General features: G+C 36.5%; 22 protein-coding genes. 3 read left to right on the top strand and 19 right to left on the bottom strand.

All coding sequences use genetic code 11. The features are described from left to right. Positions 1-179: 179 nt before the first annotated feature. Positions 180-1058, bottom strand: coding sequence for a YitT family protein (locus ACX5JI_RS01925; RefSeq protein ID WP_459499415.1), 879 nt, complete (start codon positions 1056-1058; stop codon positions 180-182). A 150-nt stretch (positions 1059-1208) separates the two neighbouring features. On the opposite strand from ACX5JI_RS01925, the gene ACX5JI_RS01920 reads away from it, so the two are divergent. Continuing rightward, positions 1209-1463, top strand: coding sequence for a DUF2624 domain-containing protein (locus tag ACX5JI_RS01920; protein WP_459499414.1), 255 nt, complete (start codon positions 1209-1211; stop codon positions 1461-1463). A 19-nt stretch (positions 1464-1482) separates the two neighbouring features. Here the strand turns inward: ACX5JI_RS01920 and ACX5JI_RS01915 are convergent, their stop codons facing one another. Continuing rightward, positions 1483-2379 carry a deoxyribonuclease IV gene (locus ACX5JI_RS01915; RefSeq protein WP_459499413.1) on the bottom strand — a complete coding sequence of 299 codons (897 nt, stop codon included), beginning with the start codon at positions 2377-2379 and terminating at the stop codon, positions 1483-1485. Between the two features lie 164 nt (positions 2380-2543). Continuing rightward, complete coding sequence (locus ACX5JI_RS01910; protein WP_459499412.1) at positions 2544-3854, bottom strand: DEAD/DEAH box helicase; 1311 nt, start codon at positions 3852-3854, stop codon at positions 2544-2546. A 181-nt stretch (positions 3855-4035) separates the two neighbouring features. On the opposite strand from ACX5JI_RS01910, the gene vrrA reads away from it, so the two are divergent. Then, on the top strand, positions 4036-4647 hold the full coding sequence (vrrA, locus tag ACX5JI_RS01905; protein ID WP_459499411.1) for a VrrA/YqfQ family protein: 612 nt from the start codon (positions 4036-4038) through the stop codon (positions 4645-4647). Positions 4648-4737: 90 nt separating this feature from the next. Beyond that, entirely contained in the window at positions 4738-5688 is a 951-nt protein-coding gene (locus tag ACX5JI_RS01900) for a 4-hydroxy-3-methylbut-2-enyl diphosphate reductase (protein ID WP_459499410.1), read from the top strand. A 48-nt stretch (positions 5689-5736) separates the two neighbouring features. Here the strand turns inward: ACX5JI_RS01900 and ACX5JI_RS01895 are convergent, their stop codons facing one another. The 16 genes from ACX5JI_RS01895 to ACX5JI_RS01820 all read right to left on the bottom strand — a co-directional run bounded on the left by ACX5JI_RS01895 (position 5737) and on the right by ACX5JI_RS01820 (position 20497). Next, entirely contained in the window at positions 5737-6858 is a 1122-nt protein-coding gene (locus ACX5JI_RS01895) for a Nif3-like dinuclear metal center hexameric protein (RefSeq protein ID WP_459499409.1), read from the bottom strand. Next, positions 6855-7562, bottom strand: coding sequence for a tRNA (adenine(22)-N(1))-methyltransferase (locus ACX5JI_RS01890; RefSeq protein ID WP_459499408.1), 708 nt, complete (start codon positions 7560-7562; stop codon positions 6855-6857). Before ACX5JI_RS01890 ends, ACX5JI_RS01895 begins: the two co-directional genes overlap by 4 nt. Before the next feature lie 203 nt (positions 7563-7765). Then, a complete protein-coding gene (cccA, locus tag ACX5JI_RS01885; protein WP_459499407.1) occupies positions 7766-8125 on the bottom strand; it encodes a cytochrome c550 in 360 nt (119 codons plus the stop codon). Between the two features lie 376 nt (positions 8126-8501). Continuing rightward, a complete protein-coding gene (gene rpoD / locus ACX5JI_RS01880) occupies positions 8502-9623 on the bottom strand; it encodes an RNA polymerase sigma factor RpoD (protein WP_000764058.1) in 1122 nt (373 codons plus the stop codon). Between the two features lie 59 nt (positions 9624-9682). After that, on the bottom strand, positions 9683-11479 hold the full coding sequence (gene dnaG / locus ACX5JI_RS01875) for a DNA primase (protein ID WP_459499406.1): 1797 nt from the start codon (positions 11477-11479) through the stop codon (positions 9683-9685). 39 nt (positions 11480-11518) lie between these two features. After that, complete coding sequence (locus tag ACX5JI_RS01870) at positions 11519-11977, bottom strand: YaiI/YqxD family protein (RefSeq protein ID WP_459499405.1); 459 nt, start codon at positions 11975-11977, stop codon at positions 11519-11521. Positions 11978-12319: 342 nt separating this feature from the next. Further along, the gene (locus ACX5JI_RS01865) at positions 12320-13132 is read right to left on the bottom strand and encodes a pyruvate, water dikinase regulatory protein (RefSeq protein ID WP_459499403.1); all 813 of its coding nucleotides are present in this window, start codon (positions 13130-13132) and stop codon (positions 12320-12322) included. 29 nt (positions 13133-13161) lie between these two features. Then, on the bottom strand, positions 13162-13794 hold the full coding sequence (gene ccpN, locus ACX5JI_RS01860; protein WP_459499402.1) for a transcriptional regulator CcpN: 633 nt from the start codon (positions 13792-13794) through the stop codon (positions 13162-13164). Between the two features lie 107 nt (positions 13795-13901). Further along, positions 13902-14648 (bottom strand): DNA repair protein RecO, encoded by a 747-nt coding sequence (gene recO, locus ACX5JI_RS01855; protein WP_459499401.1) that lies wholly within the window; start codon positions 14646-14648, stop codon positions 13902-13904. 33 nt (positions 14649-14681) lie between these two features. Then, complete coding sequence (locus ACX5JI_RS01850) at positions 14682-14825, bottom strand: YqzL family protein (RefSeq protein WP_000883924.1); 144 nt, start codon at positions 14823-14825, stop codon at positions 14682-14684. 109 nt (positions 14826-14934) lie between these two features. Then, on the bottom strand, positions 14935-15840 hold the full coding sequence (gene era, locus ACX5JI_RS01845; protein ID WP_459499400.1) for a GTPase Era: 906 nt from the start codon (positions 15838-15840) through the stop codon (positions 14935-14937). Continuing rightward, positions 15833-16231 carry a cytidine deaminase gene (locus ACX5JI_RS01840; protein ID WP_459499399.1) on the bottom strand — a complete coding sequence of 133 codons (399 nt, stop codon included), beginning with the start codon at positions 16229-16231 and terminating at the stop codon, positions 15833-15835. The genes era and ACX5JI_RS01840 overlap by 8 nt, the downstream gene beginning before the upstream one ends. 103 nt (positions 16232-16334) lie before the next feature. After that, on the bottom strand, positions 16335-16688 hold the full coding sequence (locus tag ACX5JI_RS01835; protein ID WP_459499398.1) for a diacylglycerol kinase family protein: 354 nt from the start codon (positions 16686-16688) through the stop codon (positions 16335-16337). Then, a complete protein-coding gene (gene ybeY, locus ACX5JI_RS01830) occupies positions 16685-17155 on the bottom strand; it encodes an rRNA maturation RNase YbeY (protein WP_459499397.1) in 471 nt (156 codons plus the stop codon). The genes ACX5JI_RS01835 and ybeY overlap by 4 nt, the downstream gene beginning before the upstream one ends. Further along, a complete protein-coding gene (locus ACX5JI_RS01825) occupies positions 17152-19296 on the bottom strand; it encodes an HD family phosphohydrolase (protein ID WP_459499396.1) in 2145 nt (714 codons plus the stop codon). Before ACX5JI_RS01825 ends, ybeY begins: the two co-directional genes overlap by 4 nt. Before the next feature lie 241 nt (positions 19297-19537). Further along, positions 19538-20497, bottom strand: coding sequence for a PhoH family protein (locus ACX5JI_RS01820; protein ID WP_459499395.1), 960 nt, complete (start codon positions 20495-20497; stop codon positions 19538-19540).

Genomic DNA, 20497 nt, shown 5'->3' with positions numbered 1-20497 from the left:
TATAGCTTACTATCGTTGTAAACCAATCTGCCTTAAAATAAAGAATATATTTTAGGGCGACCTCATCATTATAACAAAAAGCAAAGAAATTCTCTCTGCTTTTTGTTATACAGCTATCCAAAACAAAAGATAGCTGCCACATTTTTTCACACTTCAAAACGGACCGACAACATACACTTTTAATGAATAGCTGATTTAAACTTACCACCGTTTGTCTCTTGCGTACTCATAATTGTAACAAAGGCATTTTCATCAATTTCATGAACAATTGATTTTAATTTTGTTACTTCAAGACGTGTAACGACCGCATAGATTACTTCTTTTTCTTTATCTGTATAGCCGCCTTTAGCAACAAGTTTCGTTGTCCCACGACCAAGACGATGTAAGATGGCATTTGATACTTCTTCATACTGATCTGATACGATTAATACTGCTTTCGTCTCATCCAAACCTTGAATAACCGTATCAATTGTTTTAAATGCGATATAGTATGTCATAACAGAATACATCGCCTGTTCCACACCAAATACAAACGCTGCCCAAGCAAAAATAAATAAGTTCACAAACATAACAAATTCACCGACAGAAAATGGTAATTTTTTCGTTAATAAAATCCCCATAATCTCTGTTCCATCTAATGAACCACCGTGCCTGATAACAAGTCCTACGCCAATCCCTAAAATAAGACCTCCAAAAACAGTTGCTAAAATCGGTTCCGTCGTAAATGGCTGAACACCATGTAATGTTGTTTCAATGAATGCTAAAGCTACAATTCCAAAAGCAGAGGATAACATAAAAGTTTTCCCGATTTGTTTATACCCTGAATACATAAACGGTAAATTGAGGATGACAACTAAAGTAGAGAAACTTAACCACCAAATATTTGGAGTAAGATAATCTAGTATGAGGGAAACACCAATAATTCCACCATCAATAATTTTATTTGGTATTAAAAATAATTCGATGGCTACCGCAGCGCATGCCGCTCCAAAGACAATCATAACAAGACGATAAAATAGATGAATAATACTTTCTTTTCGATGTTGTTTTTTTTCCATAAGCCCTCCTTATAGGTTATTCGTGTCATTTCATTCTTTTATTATAGCATATTCTTCTTTTACTCATAGAAAAAGCACCTACTATACGAATATAGACAAGCGCCTCATACATATATTTCGATATAAAAACAACTAAAGGAGGACTACACCATGAATCTCATCAAACATATTGTAAACAAAAAATTAAATCATATGACAACAAAAGAATTATTGAAATATAGTAAAGAATATGAAGTTTCTATCACAACTGAACAGGCTGAGCAAATTGTTCCTTTAATACAAGGAAAAAACATTAATATTTATGATACGGGAGAAAGACTGGAACTTTTGAAAAAGATTGCTACCGTAACTTCTCCATCTACCGCTCAACAAATCAATACGTTATTCCAACAACTATTAAAATAAGGAGGGAAAATCCCCCTCCTTATTGCTCTTTAATCTTCTCAAGAATATTTTCATCAAATGAACCACTCTTTAACATTTCAATTTCAAACTTATATGGTGGCTTTTTATCTTTCTTATCTTCCCCTACATATGGTGTTTCAAGAATTTTCGGTACATGCTTCAGTTGCGGATGGTGTACAATGTGATGCAACGCTTTATACCCAATATGGCCGAATCCAATATTTTCATGGCGGTCTTTTCCAGCTCCGCGCACATTTTTACTATCGTTAATATGCAACACTTGCAAACGGTCAATCCCAACAATTTTATCAAATTCATTGAGGACACCATCAAAATCGTTAACAATATCATAACCTGCATCATGTGTATGACACGTATCGAAACATACAGATAGTTTTTCGTTATATGTGACACCTTCGATAATTTTTGCAAGTTCTTCAAAACTACGTCCACATTCTGTACCTTTTCCAGCCATTGTTTCTAATGCAATATTTACCGTCTGTTCCGGTGTTAACACTTCATTTAAACCTTTAATAATCTGAGCAATACCAGCATCAGCTCCCGCACCAACATGAGCTCCTGGATGAAGTACAATTTGCTTTGCTACACCTAACGCTTCCGTTCTTTCAATTTCCATACGAAGGAAATCTACACCTAATTGGAACGTCTCGGGTTTTGTTGTGTTACCAACATTAATAATATATGGTGCATGGACAATAATTTCATCAATGCCATTAAGCTCCATATGTTTACGTCCTGCTTCTATATTTAAGTCTTCAATTGGTTTTCTTCTCGTATTTTGCGGTGCACCTGTATAAATCATAAACGTTGTCGCGCCATATGAAACAGCCTCTTCACTTGCTGCTAATAACATCTTTTTACCACTCATAGAAACATGAGATCCAATCTTTAACATATAATCACCTCTTCAATATACAATAGCTATAATGATAGCATAATTTGTAGAAATATGTAGTGAATTGTTTATTCAAAAAAGAAACCACTACAAAAAAATAAAGTAAACTTTTTAAAGACACTTTTCCTACTCACAAATAGCTAAAAAAAAGATAAGGAATCCCCTTATCTTTTTTTATTGCTATACTTTTTCTTCACTTTCTCACGTTCAGTAGCAAGCTTTTTCTTATAACCTGGCTTAACCTTTTTCGGTTTTTTAACAACTTTTGTTGCCATAACATCCAATTCATCATTTGGTTTTTTACGACTTTTACGACGACGACGCTCACCTAAGTCTGCCCATTCGTCCCCACGTAAATCTACATGTTTAAATGTGATATTACGTTGTTTTTCTAAGCTATCTAATGCTTCTTCGTTTGCTGGGTCATAAATTGTCACTGCGATACCAGAATAACCAGCACGCGCTGTTCTTCCAACGCGATGAACGAAGAAATCTAAATCAGAAGGTAGTTCATAATTAATTACATGGCTTATTCCTTCAATATCAATACCACGTGCCGCTAAATCAGTAGCTACAATATATTGGTATTCTAAATCGCGAATTTGCTTCATCATTTTTTTACGATCGCGCGGAGATAAATCACCGTGGATTCGTCCAACTTTTAATCCACGCTCTGTTAATCCGTTCGCAACTTCATCTGCCATTTTTTTCGTATTTGTAAAGACGATTGCTAAATATGGCTTAAATTGAAGTAACATATTTTTCACTAATTCAATCTTATTACGATGTCTAGAAGGTACTAAATAGTGCTCAATATTCCCTGCCGCAACTTGTTTCGGATTAATATGAATGTGCTCTGGATTATCCATGTACTTCTTCATAAACGGCTTTAATTTTTGAGGAATCGTTGCAGAGAAAACAAGCATCTGCAAGTTTTTAGGCATACGCGCTGCAATTTTATCTACGTCTTGAATGAATCCCATATCAAGCATTAAATCCGCCTCATCGACAATAATAGTCGATGCTTTATGAACAAATAGTGCTTGTTCTTCTACTAAATCTTTAATACGTCCTGGTGTTCCAACAACGACATGAGGTTGCTTTTTCAGCTTTTCAATGGAGCGTTGTTTGTCCGTTCCACCAATTAAACAGCGTGCTGTAATCACTTGATCTTCCGAACAAAATTTTGTTAACTTCTCAATTTCTTGATAAATTTGTTGTGCTAACTCACGAGTAGGTGCTGTAATAACAAGTTGTACTGCTTCGCGTTTTGCATCAATTCTGTTTAAAGTTGGAAGTAAGTATGCATGTGTTTTCCCAGAACCCGTTTGGGACTGTCCAATTACACTCACACCTTTTTTCACAACAGGAAAAATTTTCTGTTGAATTTCTGTCGGCTCCGAAAAGCGTAGTTCACGAACTGCATCTATTAAAAATGGTTGAAAATTATATTGTGTAAATGTTTGTAGTGTCATAAGTTACACCTTCTTTCTGAAATTTCTACTGCGCGCACAAATCGGTCAAGTTTACATTATATCGAAATCTAATAGTAAAATCCATCTTTAGTTTAAGTTTTTACCTTAAAAACTAACCTTCTCTCTTTTCATTGCATATTGTATGTGTATATACCTAATTGAAGAAAGGAGGGTTTCTCTTATGTATCCGAAACCCCCTGGAAGGCAAATATATGCAGAGCGTTTGCAACCATACACTCCATATCCCACCCGTAACGTACCGCCTATGGTTCAAAAAAAGAAAGGTTTTCTCGCTAAATTATTCAAAAAGCATGATCCAACTCATCCTTTTATGCGAATGGTTCCGCCCTATCGACAAATGGAAGTTCCGCCGGTAATGTACCAACATTATCAACCCTTAATGCCGTACCCAGAGCAAATGATCCCCCCACAAATAAGTGAGCCAAATGAAATGCGCGGGTTAGCACCTATTGCACCTAGTGGCGGTATCAGCAACTTCTTTACCAACTTACTCTCCAATCCTACCGACATGTTAAATAATATCGAAAAGGTGGCTCAAGTCGCTAAATCTGTCGGACCTGTCTTCGAACAATACGGACCTATTGTTCGTAGTATACCAAGCATCGTAAAAATTCTTACTTCAGGAAAAGGTGTTGCAGAAGAGGGGGAAGTAATCGTTACACCTCCACCATCTTCAAAAAAGAAGAAAATAATGTTGGAACCCATTATTAAAAGCGGGTCCTCGAAAGAAGGTATCCCGTATACGAAACCAAAACCGAGACTATATGTCTAACAATCCTTTGTTTTCTGTCCGCTCCTCCTTTATAATGGAAAAGACTATGTACAAAAAGGATTCCTTGTTTAGAAGGAGAGGATTATTCTCATGAAAATTGTAAAAATTTCCCCTCGCGGTTATTGCTACGGTGTTGTTGATGCAATGGTCATTGCACGCAACGCTGCACTAGATAAAACTTTACCGAGACCAATTTATATTTTAGGTATGATTGTTCACAACAAACATGTCACAGATGCTTTCGAAGAAGATGGCATTATTACATTAGATGGTCCAAGTCGATTGGAGATTTTAGATAAAATCGATTCTGGTACTGTTATTTTCACAGCACATGGTGTTTCTCCAGAAGTTAAACAGCGTGCGAAAGAAAAAGGATTAACAACAATCGATGCAACATGCCCAGACGTTACAAAAACACATGACCTCATTGAAGCCAAAAAAGCGGAAGGTTATCATGTGATTTATATCGGTAAAAAAGGACATCCAGAACCAGAAGGAGCTGTTGGTATTGCACCTGATATCGTTCATCTCATTGAAAAAGCGGACGATTTAAAAACACTCCAAATCCCAACAGAGAAAATTTTGGTTACAAATCAAACAACAATGAGCCAATGGGACGTTCTGCATCTTATGGAGGACATCCAGAAAAAATTCCCAACGGCTGAATTTCATAAAGAAATTTGTTTAGCAACACAAGTCCGTCAAGAAGCAGTCGCTAAACAAGCGGATGTTGCTGATTTAACCATTGTTGTTGGTGATCCAAAAAGTAATAACTCAAATCGTTTAGCTCAAGTATCTGAAGAAATCGCCGGTACAAAGGCATATCGCGTTGCCGACGTAAGCGAAATTCAACTAGAGTGGCTGCAAGGTGTTGAAAATGTCGCTGTTACCGCGGGTGCTTCTACACCAACGCCCATTACAAAAGAAGTAATTGCCTTTTTAGAACAGTACGATCCAATGAATCCAGCAACTTGGGAACGCAAACGAAATGTACCACTTCAAAAAATCTTGCCGCGTGTAAAGGTAAAAAAACAACAATAAAAAAATCCGTTGCTAACTCACTAGCAACGGATTTTTTTATTATAATACTTATACAAAAGTAAACGGATCCGTATGTAACCTTGAAGCATGAATTTGCACAGCAAATTTTTTCTCATCTACTTTTTGTTGCAATTGTTTTTGCACACCTTGTTTCATTACTTTTTCCACATTATGTCCTGGGTCCACAATATTTAACCCGAGCATCATCGCATCGTGTGCAACATGATAATACATATCACCGGTCACATACACATCTGCCCCTTTAAATTTCGCCTGATTTATATACTTATTCCCGTCACCGCCAAGCACCGCTACTTTTCGTACTTTATCAGTTAAGTTTCCAACAACTCGCGCCCCATTTACATCTAATGCTGATTTCACATGTTCAGCAAACTGCCCTAATGTCATTTCTTCTTGCAAATATCCAACTTTTCCAAGCCCTAATGGCTCTCCCTTATTATCAAGCGGATACACATCATAAGCGACTTCTTCATACGGATGAACTGTTAACATTGCTTTTACAACCTTCCGTTCTAGTGAAGCTGGAATAATCGTTTCAATCTTTACCTCTTCTACACGTTCTAACTGCCCAGTTTCACCTATATGAGGGTTCGTCCCCTCCCCAGGCATAAATACCCCTATTCCTTCACTATTAAACGTACAATGGCTATAGTTACCGATAGAGCCTGCTCCAGCATCCCCGAGAGTTTTCCGAACTTCTTCAGCATGCGTTACAGGCACAAATACAACAATCTTTTTCATTTCTTCCGAGTATGTCGGAACGAGAACTTCTGTATTTTGTAATCCTAATGCCTCAGCGAGTAAATCATTCACTCCACCTTTTGCAACATCGACATTTGTATGTGCCGCATACACTGCGATATCATTTTTGATACAAGTTTCAATAATTCGCCCGTATGCTTTATCTGTATGAATTGCTTTTAGCGGATTAAAAATAAGAGGATGATGCGCAATAATCACATTCGCTCCGATTTGAATCGCCTCTTCCACAACTGCTTCTGTAACATCTAATGCGATTAATACGTGCTGAACTGGCTTATTTAATGCCCCAATCTGCAAACCAATCTTGTCACCTTCCATTGCTAGATGTTTCGGATACATACCTTCAAATAAAGAAATCACTTCATGTCCATTTGGAATTTTACTCATGATAAAACCTCCTCTATCATTTTCATTTTCTCTGCTACTTCATTTCGTTTCGCTTTTGTATCTTCCGAATTTGTTGCACGTTCTAGCTGCTTCAAGATATTTTGAAAATTTTTCAGTTCATTTTCCCACTTCTCAATAAACGCAGCACTTTTTTCCTTCATCAAAAATGGTCCGATAAATAACTCAGCTTGTTTGTCGTCATGATAAGGAGTTAACGGATCACCTTTTTCTCCAACTAAAATTTCATATATTTTCCCATCTTCTTTTATAATTTTCTCATGAATAAGCTCCCAGCCATTTTTAATAAACCATTCACGAATATGATGGGCAGCAATATTCGGTTGTAAAATTAAGCGAGTTACGCCGTTTAGCTTTTCTTTTCCATCCTCTAAAATATCGCGAATTAACGCTCCACCCATGCCAGCAATTGTAATAACATCGACTTCCCCAGGTGTAATAACAGCTAAACCATTCCCTTTACGAACATCTACCTTTTCTTGCAAGCCACTCTCAGCTACTGTAGCTTGTGCAGAACGGAACGGTCCATCTACCACTTCTCCCGCTACCGCCTTTGTAGCAATCCCATTTATAATTGTATAGCACGGTAAATACGCATGATCAGAACCGATATCCGCAACTGTAGATCCTACCGGAATCTCCCGTACTACTTCTTCTAGTCTTTTTGAAAGCTTCACTTCATTCATTTATTTCCATTACTCCTTCTCTTGTCAGTCTGTCTCCATGATAATGAATTTACAGTGGTTGTTGCAAGTAAAGAAACAAAACAATTCATTTATTTCATCTTATTTTAGAAAAAAACAAACAAGTCCCTCGCTATAAGCAAGGGACTTGTTTTACAGATTTTATTCCACTAGTTACGAGCGATAAAATTCCACGAATTAAAACCTTATTTTTTCTTCGCTAACCAATCTGCGACTTTCGAAGCTTGATCTGCTGGAATTAAATTTGGCGGCATATTTCCTTTCCCTTTTGAAATAACTCCTTGAATTTCATCTTTAGAAAGTTTCCCGCCAATTTTTTGTAAGTTAGGTCCTACAGCACCTTGCAACTGATCACCATGACAACTCGTACAGCTTTGCTTCACAATATCCTCTGGTTTAGATGCTGCTTGTGTTGTTTTCCCCCCATTTTTTTTCGCGTCAGCTAGTTCTTTTGATTTATACAATCCCTCAAATGAAAATACAAACATAATAACAATCCCTATTACAGCAATGAGTGCAAACGGAATCAAAGGATTACGTTTCATAGCTCTTCTCCCCCCTCTAATAGTTAGATGATTCAGTTATTTCTATTGTACTTGAAAATAACCTGTCAGAAAAGACGAAACTATCAGTTGTTAAAAATATTCCATAAATTCAGTTTGTTGATTATCATTCTTTTATCGCATATTATTTTGATAAATATCAACGCTTCTCATCATATTTTTTGTTTTTCCACGTATATTCTTGTATAAAACAAACGAAATTAATCGAAAAATCGAAAAATGACCATTTGCAAATCAAAAGACAATTCTGTAAAATAAATTACAAGAATTGTAATCGCTACTGATAGCTAAATTTTAACAAAAATTAACAAAATAAAAAAGTTTACTTCACAAATGTGAAGTAAACTTAAAAGAAAGCCTATTCTAAGAAATCCTTTAGACGTTTGCTGCGGCTCGGATGTCTTAATTTACGAAGTGCTTTTGCTTCAATTTGACGAATACGCTCTCTCGTTACGCCAAATACTTTCCCTACTTCTTCAAGCGTACGAGTTCGTCCATCGTCTAAACCAAAACGAAGACGTAGAACATTTTCTTCACGATCTGTTAGTGTGTCTAACACATCTTCTAATTGTTCTTTTAGCAATTCATACGCTGCATGATCCGCAGGTGATGTCGCTTCTTGGTCTTCGATAAAATCGCCTAAATGAGAGTCATCTTCTTCACCAATTGGTGTTTCAAGAGAAACTGGCTCCTGAGCAATTTTTAAAATTTCGCGTACTTTTTCTGGAGCAAGATCCATTTCCTCACCAATCTCTTCTGGAGATGGTTCGCGTCCTAAATCTTGCAACAACTGACGTTGTACACGAATTAATTTATTAATTGTTTCGACCATATGAACTGGAATCCGAATTGTTCTCGCTTGGTCTGCAATTGCACGTGTAATCGCTTGGCGAATCCACCAAGTTGCATACGTACTAAATTTAAAACCTTTACGATAATCAAACTTTTCAACCGCTTTAATTAGACCCATATTCCCTTCTTGAATCAAGTCTAAGAAGAGCATACCACGGCCTACATATCTTTTTGCAATACTTACTACAAGACGTAAGTTCGCTTCTGCAAGACGGCGCTTCGCTTCTTCATCGCCCTCTTCAATACGTGTTGCTAAACGAATTTCTTCTTCAGCAGATAGTAAGTCAACGCGGCCGATTTCTTTTAAATACATGCGAACAGGGTCGTTGATTTTCACACCTGGTGGCACACTTAAATCATTTAAATCAAATTCTTCTTCAGTCTTTGTAATTTGATGATTATTTGGACCTTCATCGTTATCGCCAACTAGGTCAATCCCTTGTTCACCTAAATATTCATAATATTCATCCATTTGATCGGATTCAATTTCAAATCCATTCATGCGTTCTGCAATCTCTTCATATGTAAGAACGCCACGTTTTTTTCCGAGCTCAGTGAGTTGTTCTTTCACTTGCTCAAGAGTCATTTCAGTTTCAATTTGTTTAGAACGAGCTGGTTTATCAGCCATCTGTTCCCCTCCTTACGCGAGATACAAACATTCATTATACTAAATTTTTATCGAAAAAGCTATTTTCTCGCTTTTTGATTTTGTAAATACGCTACATAATATTTAGCAGCTTCTACAGGATCCGTTTTTTCCATTTGCTTTAATGTAAAGATGATTTCCATCTTTTGTACCTTTTCTTTATGGCGTTTTAAAGCATCTAAATGTCCTTGTAAAACTTCTTCTGTGTATTCTGGATTAATAAGTTCATCCGTCGAAATGTCAGTGATAATATTTTTCAACTTTTCATCAGAGAGCCAACTTAAGAAATTCCCGACTGAAGGTTCATTTCCCTTTTCATAATATGCGTATAGTTCATATAAAATCCCTTTATGTTCTTCTGTATGAAAATCTTCTATATGAGGCTCAATACGTACTGCAACTTCTGCATTTTGCAACATATGGTAAATGAGTTCTCTTTCTGCCCTTTCAAAACCTGTTAACTTCGGTTTAGCTTGAACAATTTGAGATGGCTTAGAAATTTGTTTTGTTTGTTTTTGCTGTATCTTTTGTTCTTTGCGATATTGGTGCAATTGACTTAAAAGTGTTTCCATTGAATATGCAAATTCTTGCGATAATGACTTTAAATATGATTCTGCCTGCATCGCATCTTGTAACAATGACAACTCTTTTAAAACACTTTTCACATATTCTTCTTTACCAGACTCATCTTGCAAATTTTTCCCTAAACGTAAATAATTTATTTTAAAACCAACAAAACTTATACTTGATTTCACAAGATTTTCAAAAGCGTTCGTTCCATATTGTTGCACATATTCATCAGGATCAAGCTTATCTGGCAATGAAGTAACCTTCACTTGGCAACCTACTTGCAATAATAATTGCCCTGCTTTCATCGTCGCCTCTCGTCCAGCTTTATCACCATCATAGCAAAGAACAACAGTTTCAACATTACGTCGCAGAAGTTTTGCTTGTTCTTCAGTTAAAGCTGTCCCCATCGTTGCAACCGCTTCTTCAACGCCACTTTTGACAGCGGCTAGTACATCCGCATAACCTTCAAAAAGGACAACCTGTCCTCGCTTTCGAATAAACGGCCTTGCTTGATGGAAATTATACAGCAGCTTACTTTTATGAAAAACTGGCGTTTCAGGGCTATTTAAATATTTCGGAGTATCATCTCCCAGTGCCCTTCCACTAAACGCTATAACCTTTCCTTGTAAAGTGTGAATCGGAAACATAACCCTTCCACGAAAGCGGTCATAATGACTACCATCTTTTTCACTTCTTACAAGCAGACCTGCCTGTTCCATAGTCGATAGCGAAAAACCTCTTTTTTGTAATATTTTTGCTGCAGCATCCCAAACTGGTGATGCATAACCAATTTCAAATTTCTCAATCATCTCTCTTGTAATACCACGTTTTAATAAATAAGAAAGAGCTTCACTTCCCTCTTCTGTATTTACTAAAAGATGGTGATAATACTTTTTCAAAAGTTCATGAGCTTGTAACATGATGATATTGTCATCAGATATATTTTCTTGTTGTCCTTGTCCTGATGTATACTCTGCAACTACAATGTCATTTCTTTCTCCAAGCTTTTGGACTGCTTCTGTGAAAGAAAGTCCTTCCAATTTCATAAGAAATGAAAAAACATTTCCACCTTCTCCACAGCCAAAACAATGGAAAATTTGCTTGTCTGATGAAACAGAAAATGAGGGAGAATTCTCACCATGAAATGGACAAAGACCAAAATAATTGCGCCCTTGCTTTCTAAGCTGAACATACTCACCAATCACTTCAACAATATCGGATGATGTCCGAATCTGTTCAACAACTTCTTCGGGAATTCTGTTCCCCATAACTCCATCTCCGTGTCGTAGTTTTGTATTCGATATAAATCAAAAAATTCCTTTATAATTCGACAATATTTTTTCTAAATTTGTTAAAAAACACTGTCGATCATGTTTGGAAAATGATTTTGGACCTTTCGTATATGTCCCTTGCCTGCGTAACTTTGCAGATACATATCTACTATATAAAATTGTATCCATGTGCTCGTCTGTTACAAATGTACCTCTTGGAGATAATACATATACTTCTTTTTTCACAAGAAGACCAGCAAGTCCCATATCCTGTGTGATCACAAGATCTGTAGCTTTCGCATGTTTATAAATATAAAAATCCACTTCATCTTGCTCAGAATCTACATAGACCCAATTTCCTTGCTGTTTGCTTGAACGATGGGCGTAAGATGCGACAAACAAAATTTCGACATGAAATTTTGTTCCCATGCGCACAATCTCATCCTTCACGGGACATGCATCTGCATCAACTAGTATCTTACTGATGTTTTGCATATTTCTGTATTCTACATCCCTTCTGTGAATCCTTCCATAATGTGCGTTTTCTTGTCTAAATTTTGTCGATTTCACGTAGATGAATATCTTTTTCGTAAATCCTATCCCTAGTTTATTCTGAAAAATTAAAGTCTAAACGTAAAATATAGGTTTTTATCACAATTTTTTATTATAATATATTTTCTCTAACTTCGCTATATATCCTTTAAAATTTTATCGCTTTCTTAAAGAACGATAATTTTTCCAGCTCAACATGGATAGTCCTCTCGTAAAATGCTAAATACTAAGAAAAGATGCACCTTATCTTGAGTGAAAAAAGCACATTCACCTTTGGTAAATGTGCTAAAACATTTTTTGGTTTTGCACTGCATTGACAATAATATTGGCTGTTTCCTCAATCGCCTTATTGGATACATCAATCACTTGACAGTTTATTTTGCTTACCACTTTCTCAAAGTGATCGATTTCTTCTTTAATACGATTGATGTTCGCGTATGTTGCTCCATCACTTAAACCAAGTGATTTTAATCGCTCTTTTCGAATATGATTTAACTTATCCGGTGTAATTTTCAAACCGAAACATTTCTCTTTTGCAACTTTATATAATTCTTCAGGTGGATCTACTTCTGGTACAAGCGGTACGTTCGCCACCTTCAAGCGTTTATTATGCGCTAAATATTGTGAAAGGGGTGTTTTTGATGTACGAGACACCCCAATTAATACGATATCGGCCTTTAAAATCCCACGTGTATCTCTACCATCATCATATTTAACCGCAAACTCAATTGCCTCAATCTTTTTAAAATATTCTTCGTCTAATCTGCGAACAACACCAGGTTCATATCTCGGGATTTGCCCTGTAATGTCTTCAATTTGATCGATAAGAGGACCAATAATATCATAGGCCTCTACGCCCTCTTTTGCCGCTTCTGTTAACATATATTGACGCATTTCAGGTTTCACTAATGTAAAACAAATAAGCGCTTTGTTACTCTTTGCAATTGAAATTACTTCTTTTAATGTCCCCACGTCTTCCACATAAGGGACACGTCTAATATCAGGAGCGAATGGAAACTGTCCCATTGCAGCTCGAACAACTAAATCAGCTGTCTCTCCAACAGAGTCAGATACGACATATACGATTTTATTATCCATTACATTACCTCACTTTAAACAAATTACACCTATTCATTATTTACTAAATTTACAAACGCCCGCGTAATATTTGTTTTTGTAATTCGACCAACTACTTCTAATCCTTGTTTCGTGTCTTTTACGACCGGCATTGCATCAATCTGCCTTTCTATTAATTCCATCGCAACATCATATAGAGAATCTTCTCTACGGCACATTGTAATATTTGGCATTCTTGTCATGATAATATTAACCGGAAGTGACGTTAAATCCTGCTTTCCTAAGCTCGCACGTAATAAATCTTTACGAGAAACTACCCCAACTAGAAGAGTCGCTTGATCCACAACAAATAAAGTACCCACATCTTCTAAAAACATGGTACAAATTGCATCGTATACAGAAATATTTTTATCGATTACGACCGGTCTAGATTGATAATCTTGCACTTTAATTTTCTTAACAGCTTCTGATAATAACTGTCCCCCAGTTTTCCCTGTATAAAAATAACCGACACGTGGCCGTGCTTCTAAATAACCCGCCATCGTTAAAATTGCTAAATCAGGTCTTAACGTTGCACGTGTTAAATTTAATTGTGCCGCAATTGATTCCCCTGTAATAGGACCGTGATCTTTTACAATCTGAATGATATGTTCTTGCCGTTTATTCAGTTCTATGATAATCACCACCTTCAATACAAAACGAAAAAAGTTATACTATCTCTTAAATATTATATACTAAATATGCTTTTTGAAAAAGAAAGGATGTAAAAAGGACCTTTATATGGTCCTTTTTATATTTGAAACTTATCAAGTTGTTCAAGGAAACGTCTTGATTTCAAATAGATGCCACAATATTCATCATAATATGTATTTAATACTGTACGCATTTGCCGCTTCGTTCCATCCTTAACAGATACATTACCAAGGCGTGTTAAATCAAAGTGATAAAATAGACGTAACAATTTATGAACAGCCTCTCCTACCGGAATGCGGTACGGATCTTGCTGTGCATGACGCGAGCACAGAAAACCGCCTTCTCGGACAGAGAAGGCGACAAAATCTGTTTCTTGGTGACAAATGGCACATGTATCAAAATATGGATGCATCCCGAGCACCGGGAGCATTTTCGTTTGATAAATTAACGATAATACTTCAGAATCAACACCCTCGCACATATAGTGCAACGTTTGATATAACATTTCAAATAAGTACGGATTATGTTTTTTATCTTCTGTTGCTTTATCAGTCAATTCAACGATAAATGATGCATATGCAGTTAAAAATATATCTTCACGAATTTCTTTCATAGATGAAATGATTTCACCTTGTTGCAAAGTCCCAAGTCCAGACCCCATTTGAATCAGAAAGTGACCATGCGTCATAAGTTGCGAAATAGATGCTAACCTACTTTTCGGTTTTTTCGCCCCTCTTGCCATTGCACTTACCTTTCCAAGCTCACGAGAGAATATCGTTACAATTTTATTCGTTTCTCCGTAATCTGTTGTCCGGATGACAATCCCCTCAACTTTTTGAAACATGTTCGTCACCATCCAAGGTTTGAACAAAACGGGTCAAGAAATTGGAGAATCTAGATGCGCTAGCTCTTCTTCATGTTGATCCATCTCATCGTTTACGTCTTTTTCCATTTCCTTCAAAAGCAAATACGTTTCAATGCTTCCTGTCTTGGAGAAAAACTTCCAGGTAAAATCTAGCATAAGAATCCACCTTTCTCAGTAAGCGTAGCATATAAACCAATTTCTTTTGTTATTATTAAAATGACCCATTTTGTTCATTTTCATGTGAGAAAAATTTTCCTAATTTCTATTAATACTCGTCTTCACGGAAACCAAGATCGCGAAGTTGCGACATTTTATTACGCCAATCTTTTTGTACTTTTACCCACACTTCTAAAAATACTTTCGAGCCGAGAAGCGCCTCAATATCAAAACGAGCGCGTTTTCCAACTTCCTTCAGCATCTTCCCTTGTTTTCCAATAATAATCCCTTTTTGTGATGGGCGTTCTACAATAATTGTCGCATTCACATAGACAGCTCCGCCCTCACGCTTTTGAATTGCATCAATAACAACAGCTACCGAATGAGGTACTTCCTCACGCGTTAAGTGAAGTACCTTTTCGCGAATCAATTCTGCAATAATAAATCTTTCTGGATGATCTGTTACTTGATTGTCTGGATAATACTGTGGGCCTTCTGGTAAATATTTTTTGATGGCTCCAATTAACGATTCCACATTATTACCATCTAAAGCAGAAATAGGTACAATTTCTGCAAAATCATGCAGCTTGCGATATTGATCAATTAACTCTAACAATTGTTCAGGATGAACTTGGTCAATTTTATTAATTACTAGAAATACCGGTTGCTTCGTTTCTTTTAATTTCTCAATAATAAACTCTTCACCACGACCAAATCCTTCAACTGCATTAACCATAAATAACACAATATCAACTTCTTTTAATGTCGTTTGTGCCATTTTTACCATAAAGTCGCCTAGCTTATGCTTTGGCTTATGTATTCCTGGGGTATCAATAAAGATGACTTGTGAATCATTTTCTGTGTATACACCTTGAATTTTATTACGAGTTGTTTGTGGTTTGTCACTCATAATGGCAATTTTTTGACCGATAATACGATTTAAAAATGTAGACTTCCCAACATTCGGTCTACCAATTATAGAGACAAAACCTGATTTATAACCTTTTCTATTCATGTAAATCCTCCGCTAAAAATGCTCCTGGTAACAATGCTCCGACTGTCGTCTCTTCTATGTCACCATGTAAATTTGATAAGTATACTTTCGTATCCTGTTTACATAATTCTATCATAACTTGACGGCATGCTCCACAAGGAGGTACTGGTCGCTTTGTATCTGCCACTACCGCAATCGCTACAAATGCTTTATCCCCTTCAGAAACCGCTTTAAATAAAGCTGTTCTTTCCGCACAATTACATAATCCATATGATGCATTTTCAACATTACATCCTCGGTATACTTTCCCGCCTTCCGTTAATAATGCGGCACCTACTTGAAACCTAGAATATGGTACATACGCCTGTTTACGCGCTTCAATTGCTTCTTGGATTAATTCTTTGCTGTTCATGCTCTCGCATCCTTTCCGCCTTCAATTGTGAAAAGATTGAATGAAACTTCCATTAATTGCGTTCCGAACGCTACCAAAGCGTAACAAAAGCTTTGGAATGCAACTATACCATATAAGGTAAAAAGATAATAGCACCAATTATAACAGCTATAACGGTAAACAATAGTACTGCACCAGCAGCAACATCCTTTGCGATTTTCGCAAAGGGTTTAAAATCTGTCGTGACTAAATCAACTGTTTTTTCGACCGCCGTATTGACCATTTCCAAACTCATTACAATTCCAATTACAATAAGTAATATGCACCATTGGGCCGTCGTTACATGGAAATAAAAGCCGCAGCATATAACAATAACTGCGGCTAAAAAATGAATTTTCATATTTCGTTCCTGACGAAGACAAAAGTATATACCAGCTATAGCATATCCAAAACTATTTATAAGTTTTCCTTTTTTCATCGACCTAATCCAAATACATCTAAAATTTCCTTTTGTTTTCCAAACATTTCTTTTTCGTCTTCCTCTGTCATATGGTCATAACCAAGTAAATGCAGGAATCCATGTAACGCTAAAAAGCCTAACTCACGATCAAAAGAATGCCCATATTCTTCAGCCTGCTCTTTTGCTCTTGGAATAGAAATAATAAGATCCCCTAACATACGCGGCATTTCTGCGCCAACGATCTCCATCTCGCCTTCTCCCATATCTTCCATTGCAAAAGAGATAACGTCTGTCGGCTGATCTTTATCACGATAATCACGATTAATCTCCTGAATACGTTCATTATCAACAAATGTAACCGAAAGCTCTGTCCCGTCTTCTACGTTCTCCACGCTCGCAGCCTGCTCTAACAAATCACGGATCATATTTACATACTCTTCTTTCACTTCTTCTGTTTCATCAAAAAAATCTATTAATAAACTCATTCTGTCACCTTTTCTTCCGGCGGTTCCGGATATTTAATACGGGAATGGAAAATACCATTTAATGTTTCACATAAAGTTTTCCCAACAATTTGTAATTCCTTAAATGTCAAATTACATTCACTAAATTGTCCATCCTGCAAACGATCTTTTATAATACTTTGTACTAAATTATTAATTTGTTCTGGTGTTGGGTGGTTCATAGAACGTACTGCCGCTTCAACACTATCAGCAATCCCAACAATCGCAGACTCTTTTGACGTCGCTTTTGATCCTGGATAACGAAACATTTCTTCTGTATATTTTTCTTTATCTTCTTTAATTGCTTTGTAGTAAAAATATTTAAGTAATGTTGTTCCATGATGTTGTCCCGCAATATCAATAATTTCTTGCGGAATATGATGTTCTTCCAACATTTTCACTCCATTTGTCACATGAGCAATAATAATATCTCTGCTCGTTTCAGGATCTAATGTATCATGGGGATTTTCAATTCCCATTTGGTTTTCTATAAAGAAATGAGGTTGAAGCGTTTTCCCAATATCATGATAATACGCACCAACACGCGCCAATACTCCATTTGCCCCAACCGCCTCACAAGCTGCCTCAGAAAGATTAGCAACCATAACGCTATGATGATACGTTCCTGGTGCTTCCAATAAAATCTTACGAAGAAGCGGATGATTTGGACTGGAAAGCTCCATAAGTTTCATACTTGATACAATGCCAAGACCGCTCTCTAAATACGGTAAAATTCCCATAGCTAAAATAGATGAGATGATACCAGAAGCTGCAGCCATTAATAATTGCGAACCAATTTCAAGTGGAGAAAAGTTTCCATTCCGCAAAAGTAATAGCGCCGCCAATACAACTACATTTAAAACAGAAACAAGTATACCTGCCTGCAAAATCATCGTACGTCTATTTTTTTCTCTCAAAAAGATACTAACAGATAATGAACTTAGTAAAACATAAATACCGACACTATAATTCAGCGTACTTGTTACTCCTTCATTAAATAGAATACTTCCGCATACAGAAAAAATTATACTCGTTATAAAAACAAAACGATCGCCAATCATTAATTTCACCAGTATAGTTCCCATTGCGACTGGAACAACATATGCAATACCTGCGTATTCCAATTTTTGAAACAAACTAATGATTTTCATCAAAACAACTGTAATTGCTGCAATTGTTGTATACGCTAAAACATATGGTTTTTCTTCCCTTTTCAATTTCAAAAATGATTCGAATTGTTTATGCATAAAGAATAAGAGCACACCAATAATCATTGCTAATCCTACAAATGGTTGGAATGTATTTCCTTGTTCGAGAAGCCCGACTAATTTCAACTGATCATATACTTCCCTTGTAATCGTGTCGCCTTCCTTAACAAGAATTTGCCCTTGTAAAATATACACCGGCGCTATCGCATCCATCGCCATTTGCTTTCGTTCTTTTGTAGCAACCGAATCATAGAAATAATTCGCTTCAATCGCATATTTCCCAAGCGTGTTAAGCGCTTCTTTTAAATCGCTATTTACATTAACATTGCGTATTTCATTAACAAATCGCTCTCTCGCATCATTTTCTTCATTCATTTTAATGTGCGTACTCATAATATTATTAATCGCTGTTAGCACAGCATCTCTCGCCAATGACAATTGATCTGGTTCAGCATTTACAAACTGTAACAATACAGAATCAGATAAGCTTTTTGTCAAATCAGCAGGAAGTTTCTTTTTAAGTTTCTCTAATCGCTCTGCGGCCGAGACTTTTTTCTGTTCATCAGGACCGGAAGACTTCGTCTCAGCTTCCACTTCTTTTATCGCATCAAAGACAGAGTTTACAATATCCACTTTATTTTGCTTATATTCACTTCGATATGTATATTGATCTTCAACCTTTTGAGCAGCTTCCCTCTTCTTTCTATCTGTCGTGACTTTATCTTCAATTTTGATAGGAGAGTGGATTGTTTGTTTAGAAATAGATAACATTTTAACATCTAGTTGTTCTGGTTTCACATTGTTCATAAGGGCGAAAAATAGTACCGCTCCCAATAAAACATAAGAAATCCAGCTTAATTTTTTCGAATGTTGTATGTTACGAAACCACCTAGAAATTTCTTGAGCTCTTGACATGATTTCAATACCTTCTCCTCTCCAGACATAGTGAAACTTTAATCAATCAGGAATTCTCTTCATCACCATTCATAATTAACCCCCACCAGTCAGGTTTTTTACAAGCAGGCATCTAAATTGCACTGCACATTCACAAGCAAACAAAACTTGCCCATCCTTTAATGATAGTAAAAAATAGGCTATTCGCCAACCCTTTCCTTTATCTCTATCATACAAAAAGAAATGATCCTTACAAGTAGGATCATTCCATTTTATCATATGCCTCGATAATCCGCTGTACAAGAGGATGTCTTACAACGTCGGATTGTTCCAATGTAACAAATGAAAGCCCCGATACACCTGATAAAACATGTGCAGCAATTGAAAGTCCTGATTTTACCCCTTTCGGCAAGTCAACCTGCGATGGATCGCCTGTTACAACCATTTTCGAACTAAAACCTAGGCGAGTTAAAAACATTTTAATTTGAGCACCTGTTGTATTTTGTGCTTCATCTAAAATAACGAAAGAATCATCAAGCGTACGTCCCCGCATATATGCAAGAGGTGCAATTTCAATCGTACCTCTCTCCATCATACGTTGCGTATACTCTTGTCCAAGAATATCATGAAGCGCATCATACAAAGGGCGTAAATAAGGGTCTACTTTTTCTTTTAAATCCCCTGGTAAAAAACCTAAACTTTCCCCCGCTTCTACTGCGGGCCTTGTTAAAATAATTTTCTTTACATATCCTTGTTTTAACGCTCTTACAGCCATTACTACAGCTAAATATGTCTTTCCTGTTCCAGCAGGACCTATACCAAATACAATATCATTCTTTTTCATCGCATGAATATATTGCCTCTGTCCCATCGTCTTTACACGAATCGATTTTCCTTTTGCTGTTTTAAAAATTTCCTCTTCATATAACTCTTCAAAATGAGCGATCTTCCCTTGCCGCCCCAGTTGAACAGCATATGCAACATCACGTTCAGAAATTGATACACCTTTACGAATAACAGCAAGTAATTGCTGCAATATTTTTTCAACAAGTGCCACCGCTTCATCTGTCCCTGATACACGAACAGATTCTCCTCGGGTTACAATAGATACAGCAAGTTCTCGTTCCATTACTTTTAAATTTACATCGTTCACTCCAAATAGAGCTATTGCTTCATTATTATTTTCTACTTGTTGGTTCACTTCTACTAATTGTTCTGCCAT

Source organism: Bacillus sp. C1 (assembly GCF_054570475.1).
Note: the sequence above shows the minus strand (reverse complement) of the source record. Positions and strands in the feature narration are given on the sequence as shown.

Bases quoted from the DNA above. Each gene is read 5' to 3' on its own strand.
- dnaG (WP_459499406.1), bottom strand. From the start codon at position 11,479: ATGGGGAACAGAATTCCCGAAGAAGTTGTTGAACAGATTCGGACATCA.
- cccA (WP_459499407.1), bottom strand. From the start codon at position 8,125: ATGAAACGTAATCCTTTGATTCCGTTTGCACTCATTGCTGTAATAGGG.
- ACX5JI_RS01850 (WP_000883924.1), bottom strand. From the start codon at position 14,825: ATGCTAGATTTTACCTGGAAGTTTTTCTCCAAGACAGGAAGCATTGAA.
- rpoD (WP_000764058.1), bottom strand. From the start codon at position 9,623: ATGGCTGATAAACCAGCTCGTTCTAAACAAATTGAAACTGAAATGACT.
- ACX5JI_RS01870 (WP_459499405.1), bottom strand. From the start codon at position 11,977: ATGCAAAACATCAGTAAGATACTAGTTGATGCAGATGCATGTCCCGTG.
- vrrA (WP_459499411.1), top strand. From the start codon at position 4,036: ATGTATCCGAAACCCCCTGGAAGGCAAATATATGCAGAGCGTTTGCAA.
- ACX5JI_RS01820 (WP_459499395.1), bottom strand. From the start codon at position 20,497: ATGGCAGAACAATTAGTAGAAGTGAACCAACAAGTAGAAAATAATAAT.
- ACX5JI_RS01915 (WP_459499413.1), bottom strand. From the start codon at position 2,379: ATGTTAAAGATTGGATCTCATGTTTCTATGAGTGGTAAAAAGATGTTA.
- ACX5JI_RS01835 (WP_459499398.1), bottom strand. From the start codon at position 16,688: ATGAAAAAAGGAAAACTTATAAATAGTTTTGGATATGCTATAGCTGGT.
- era (WP_459499400.1), bottom strand. From the start codon at position 15,840: ATGAATAGAAAAGGTTATAAATCAGGTTTTGTCTCTATAATTGGTAGA.
- ACX5JI_RS01900 (WP_459499410.1), top strand. From the start codon at position 4,738: ATGAAAATTGTAAAAATTTCCCCTCGCGGTTATTGCTACGGTGTTGTT.
- ACX5JI_RS01925 (WP_459499415.1), bottom strand. From the start codon at position 1,058: ATGGAAAAAAAACAACATCGAAAAGAAAGTATTATTCATCTATTTTAT.
- ACX5JI_RS01920 (WP_459499414.1), top strand. From the start codon at position 1,209: ATGAATCTCATCAAACATATTGTAAACAAAAAATTAAATCATATGACA.
- ACX5JI_RS01825 (WP_459499396.1), bottom strand. From the start codon at position 19,296: ATGTCAAGAGCTCAAGAAATTTCTAGGTGGTTTCGTAACATACAACAT.
- ACX5JI_RS01895 (WP_459499409.1), bottom strand. From the start codon at position 6,858: ATGAGTAAAATTCCAAATGGACATGAAGTGATTTCTTTATTTGAAGGT.
- ACX5JI_RS01865 (WP_459499403.1), bottom strand. From the start codon at position 13,132: ATGGATAATAAAATCGTATATGTCGTATCTGACTCTGTTGGAGAGACA.
- ACX5JI_RS01840 (WP_459499399.1), bottom strand. From the start codon at position 16,231: ATGAACAGCAAAGAATTAATCCAAGAAGCAATTGAAGCGCGTAAACAG.
- ACX5JI_RS01910 (WP_459499412.1), bottom strand. From the start codon at position 3,854: ATGACACTACAAACATTTACACAATATAATTTTCAACCATTTTTAATA.
- ACX5JI_RS01890 (WP_459499408.1), bottom strand. From the start codon at position 7,562: ATGAATGAAGTGAAGCTTTCAAAAAGACTAGAAGAAGTAGTACGGGAG.
- ybeY (WP_459499397.1), bottom strand. From the start codon at position 17,155: ATGAGTTTATTAATAGATTTTTTTGATGAAACAGAAGAAGTGAAAGAA.
- recO (WP_459499401.1), bottom strand. From the start codon at position 14,648: ATGTTTCAAAAAGTTGAGGGGATTGTCATCCGGACAACAGATTACGGA.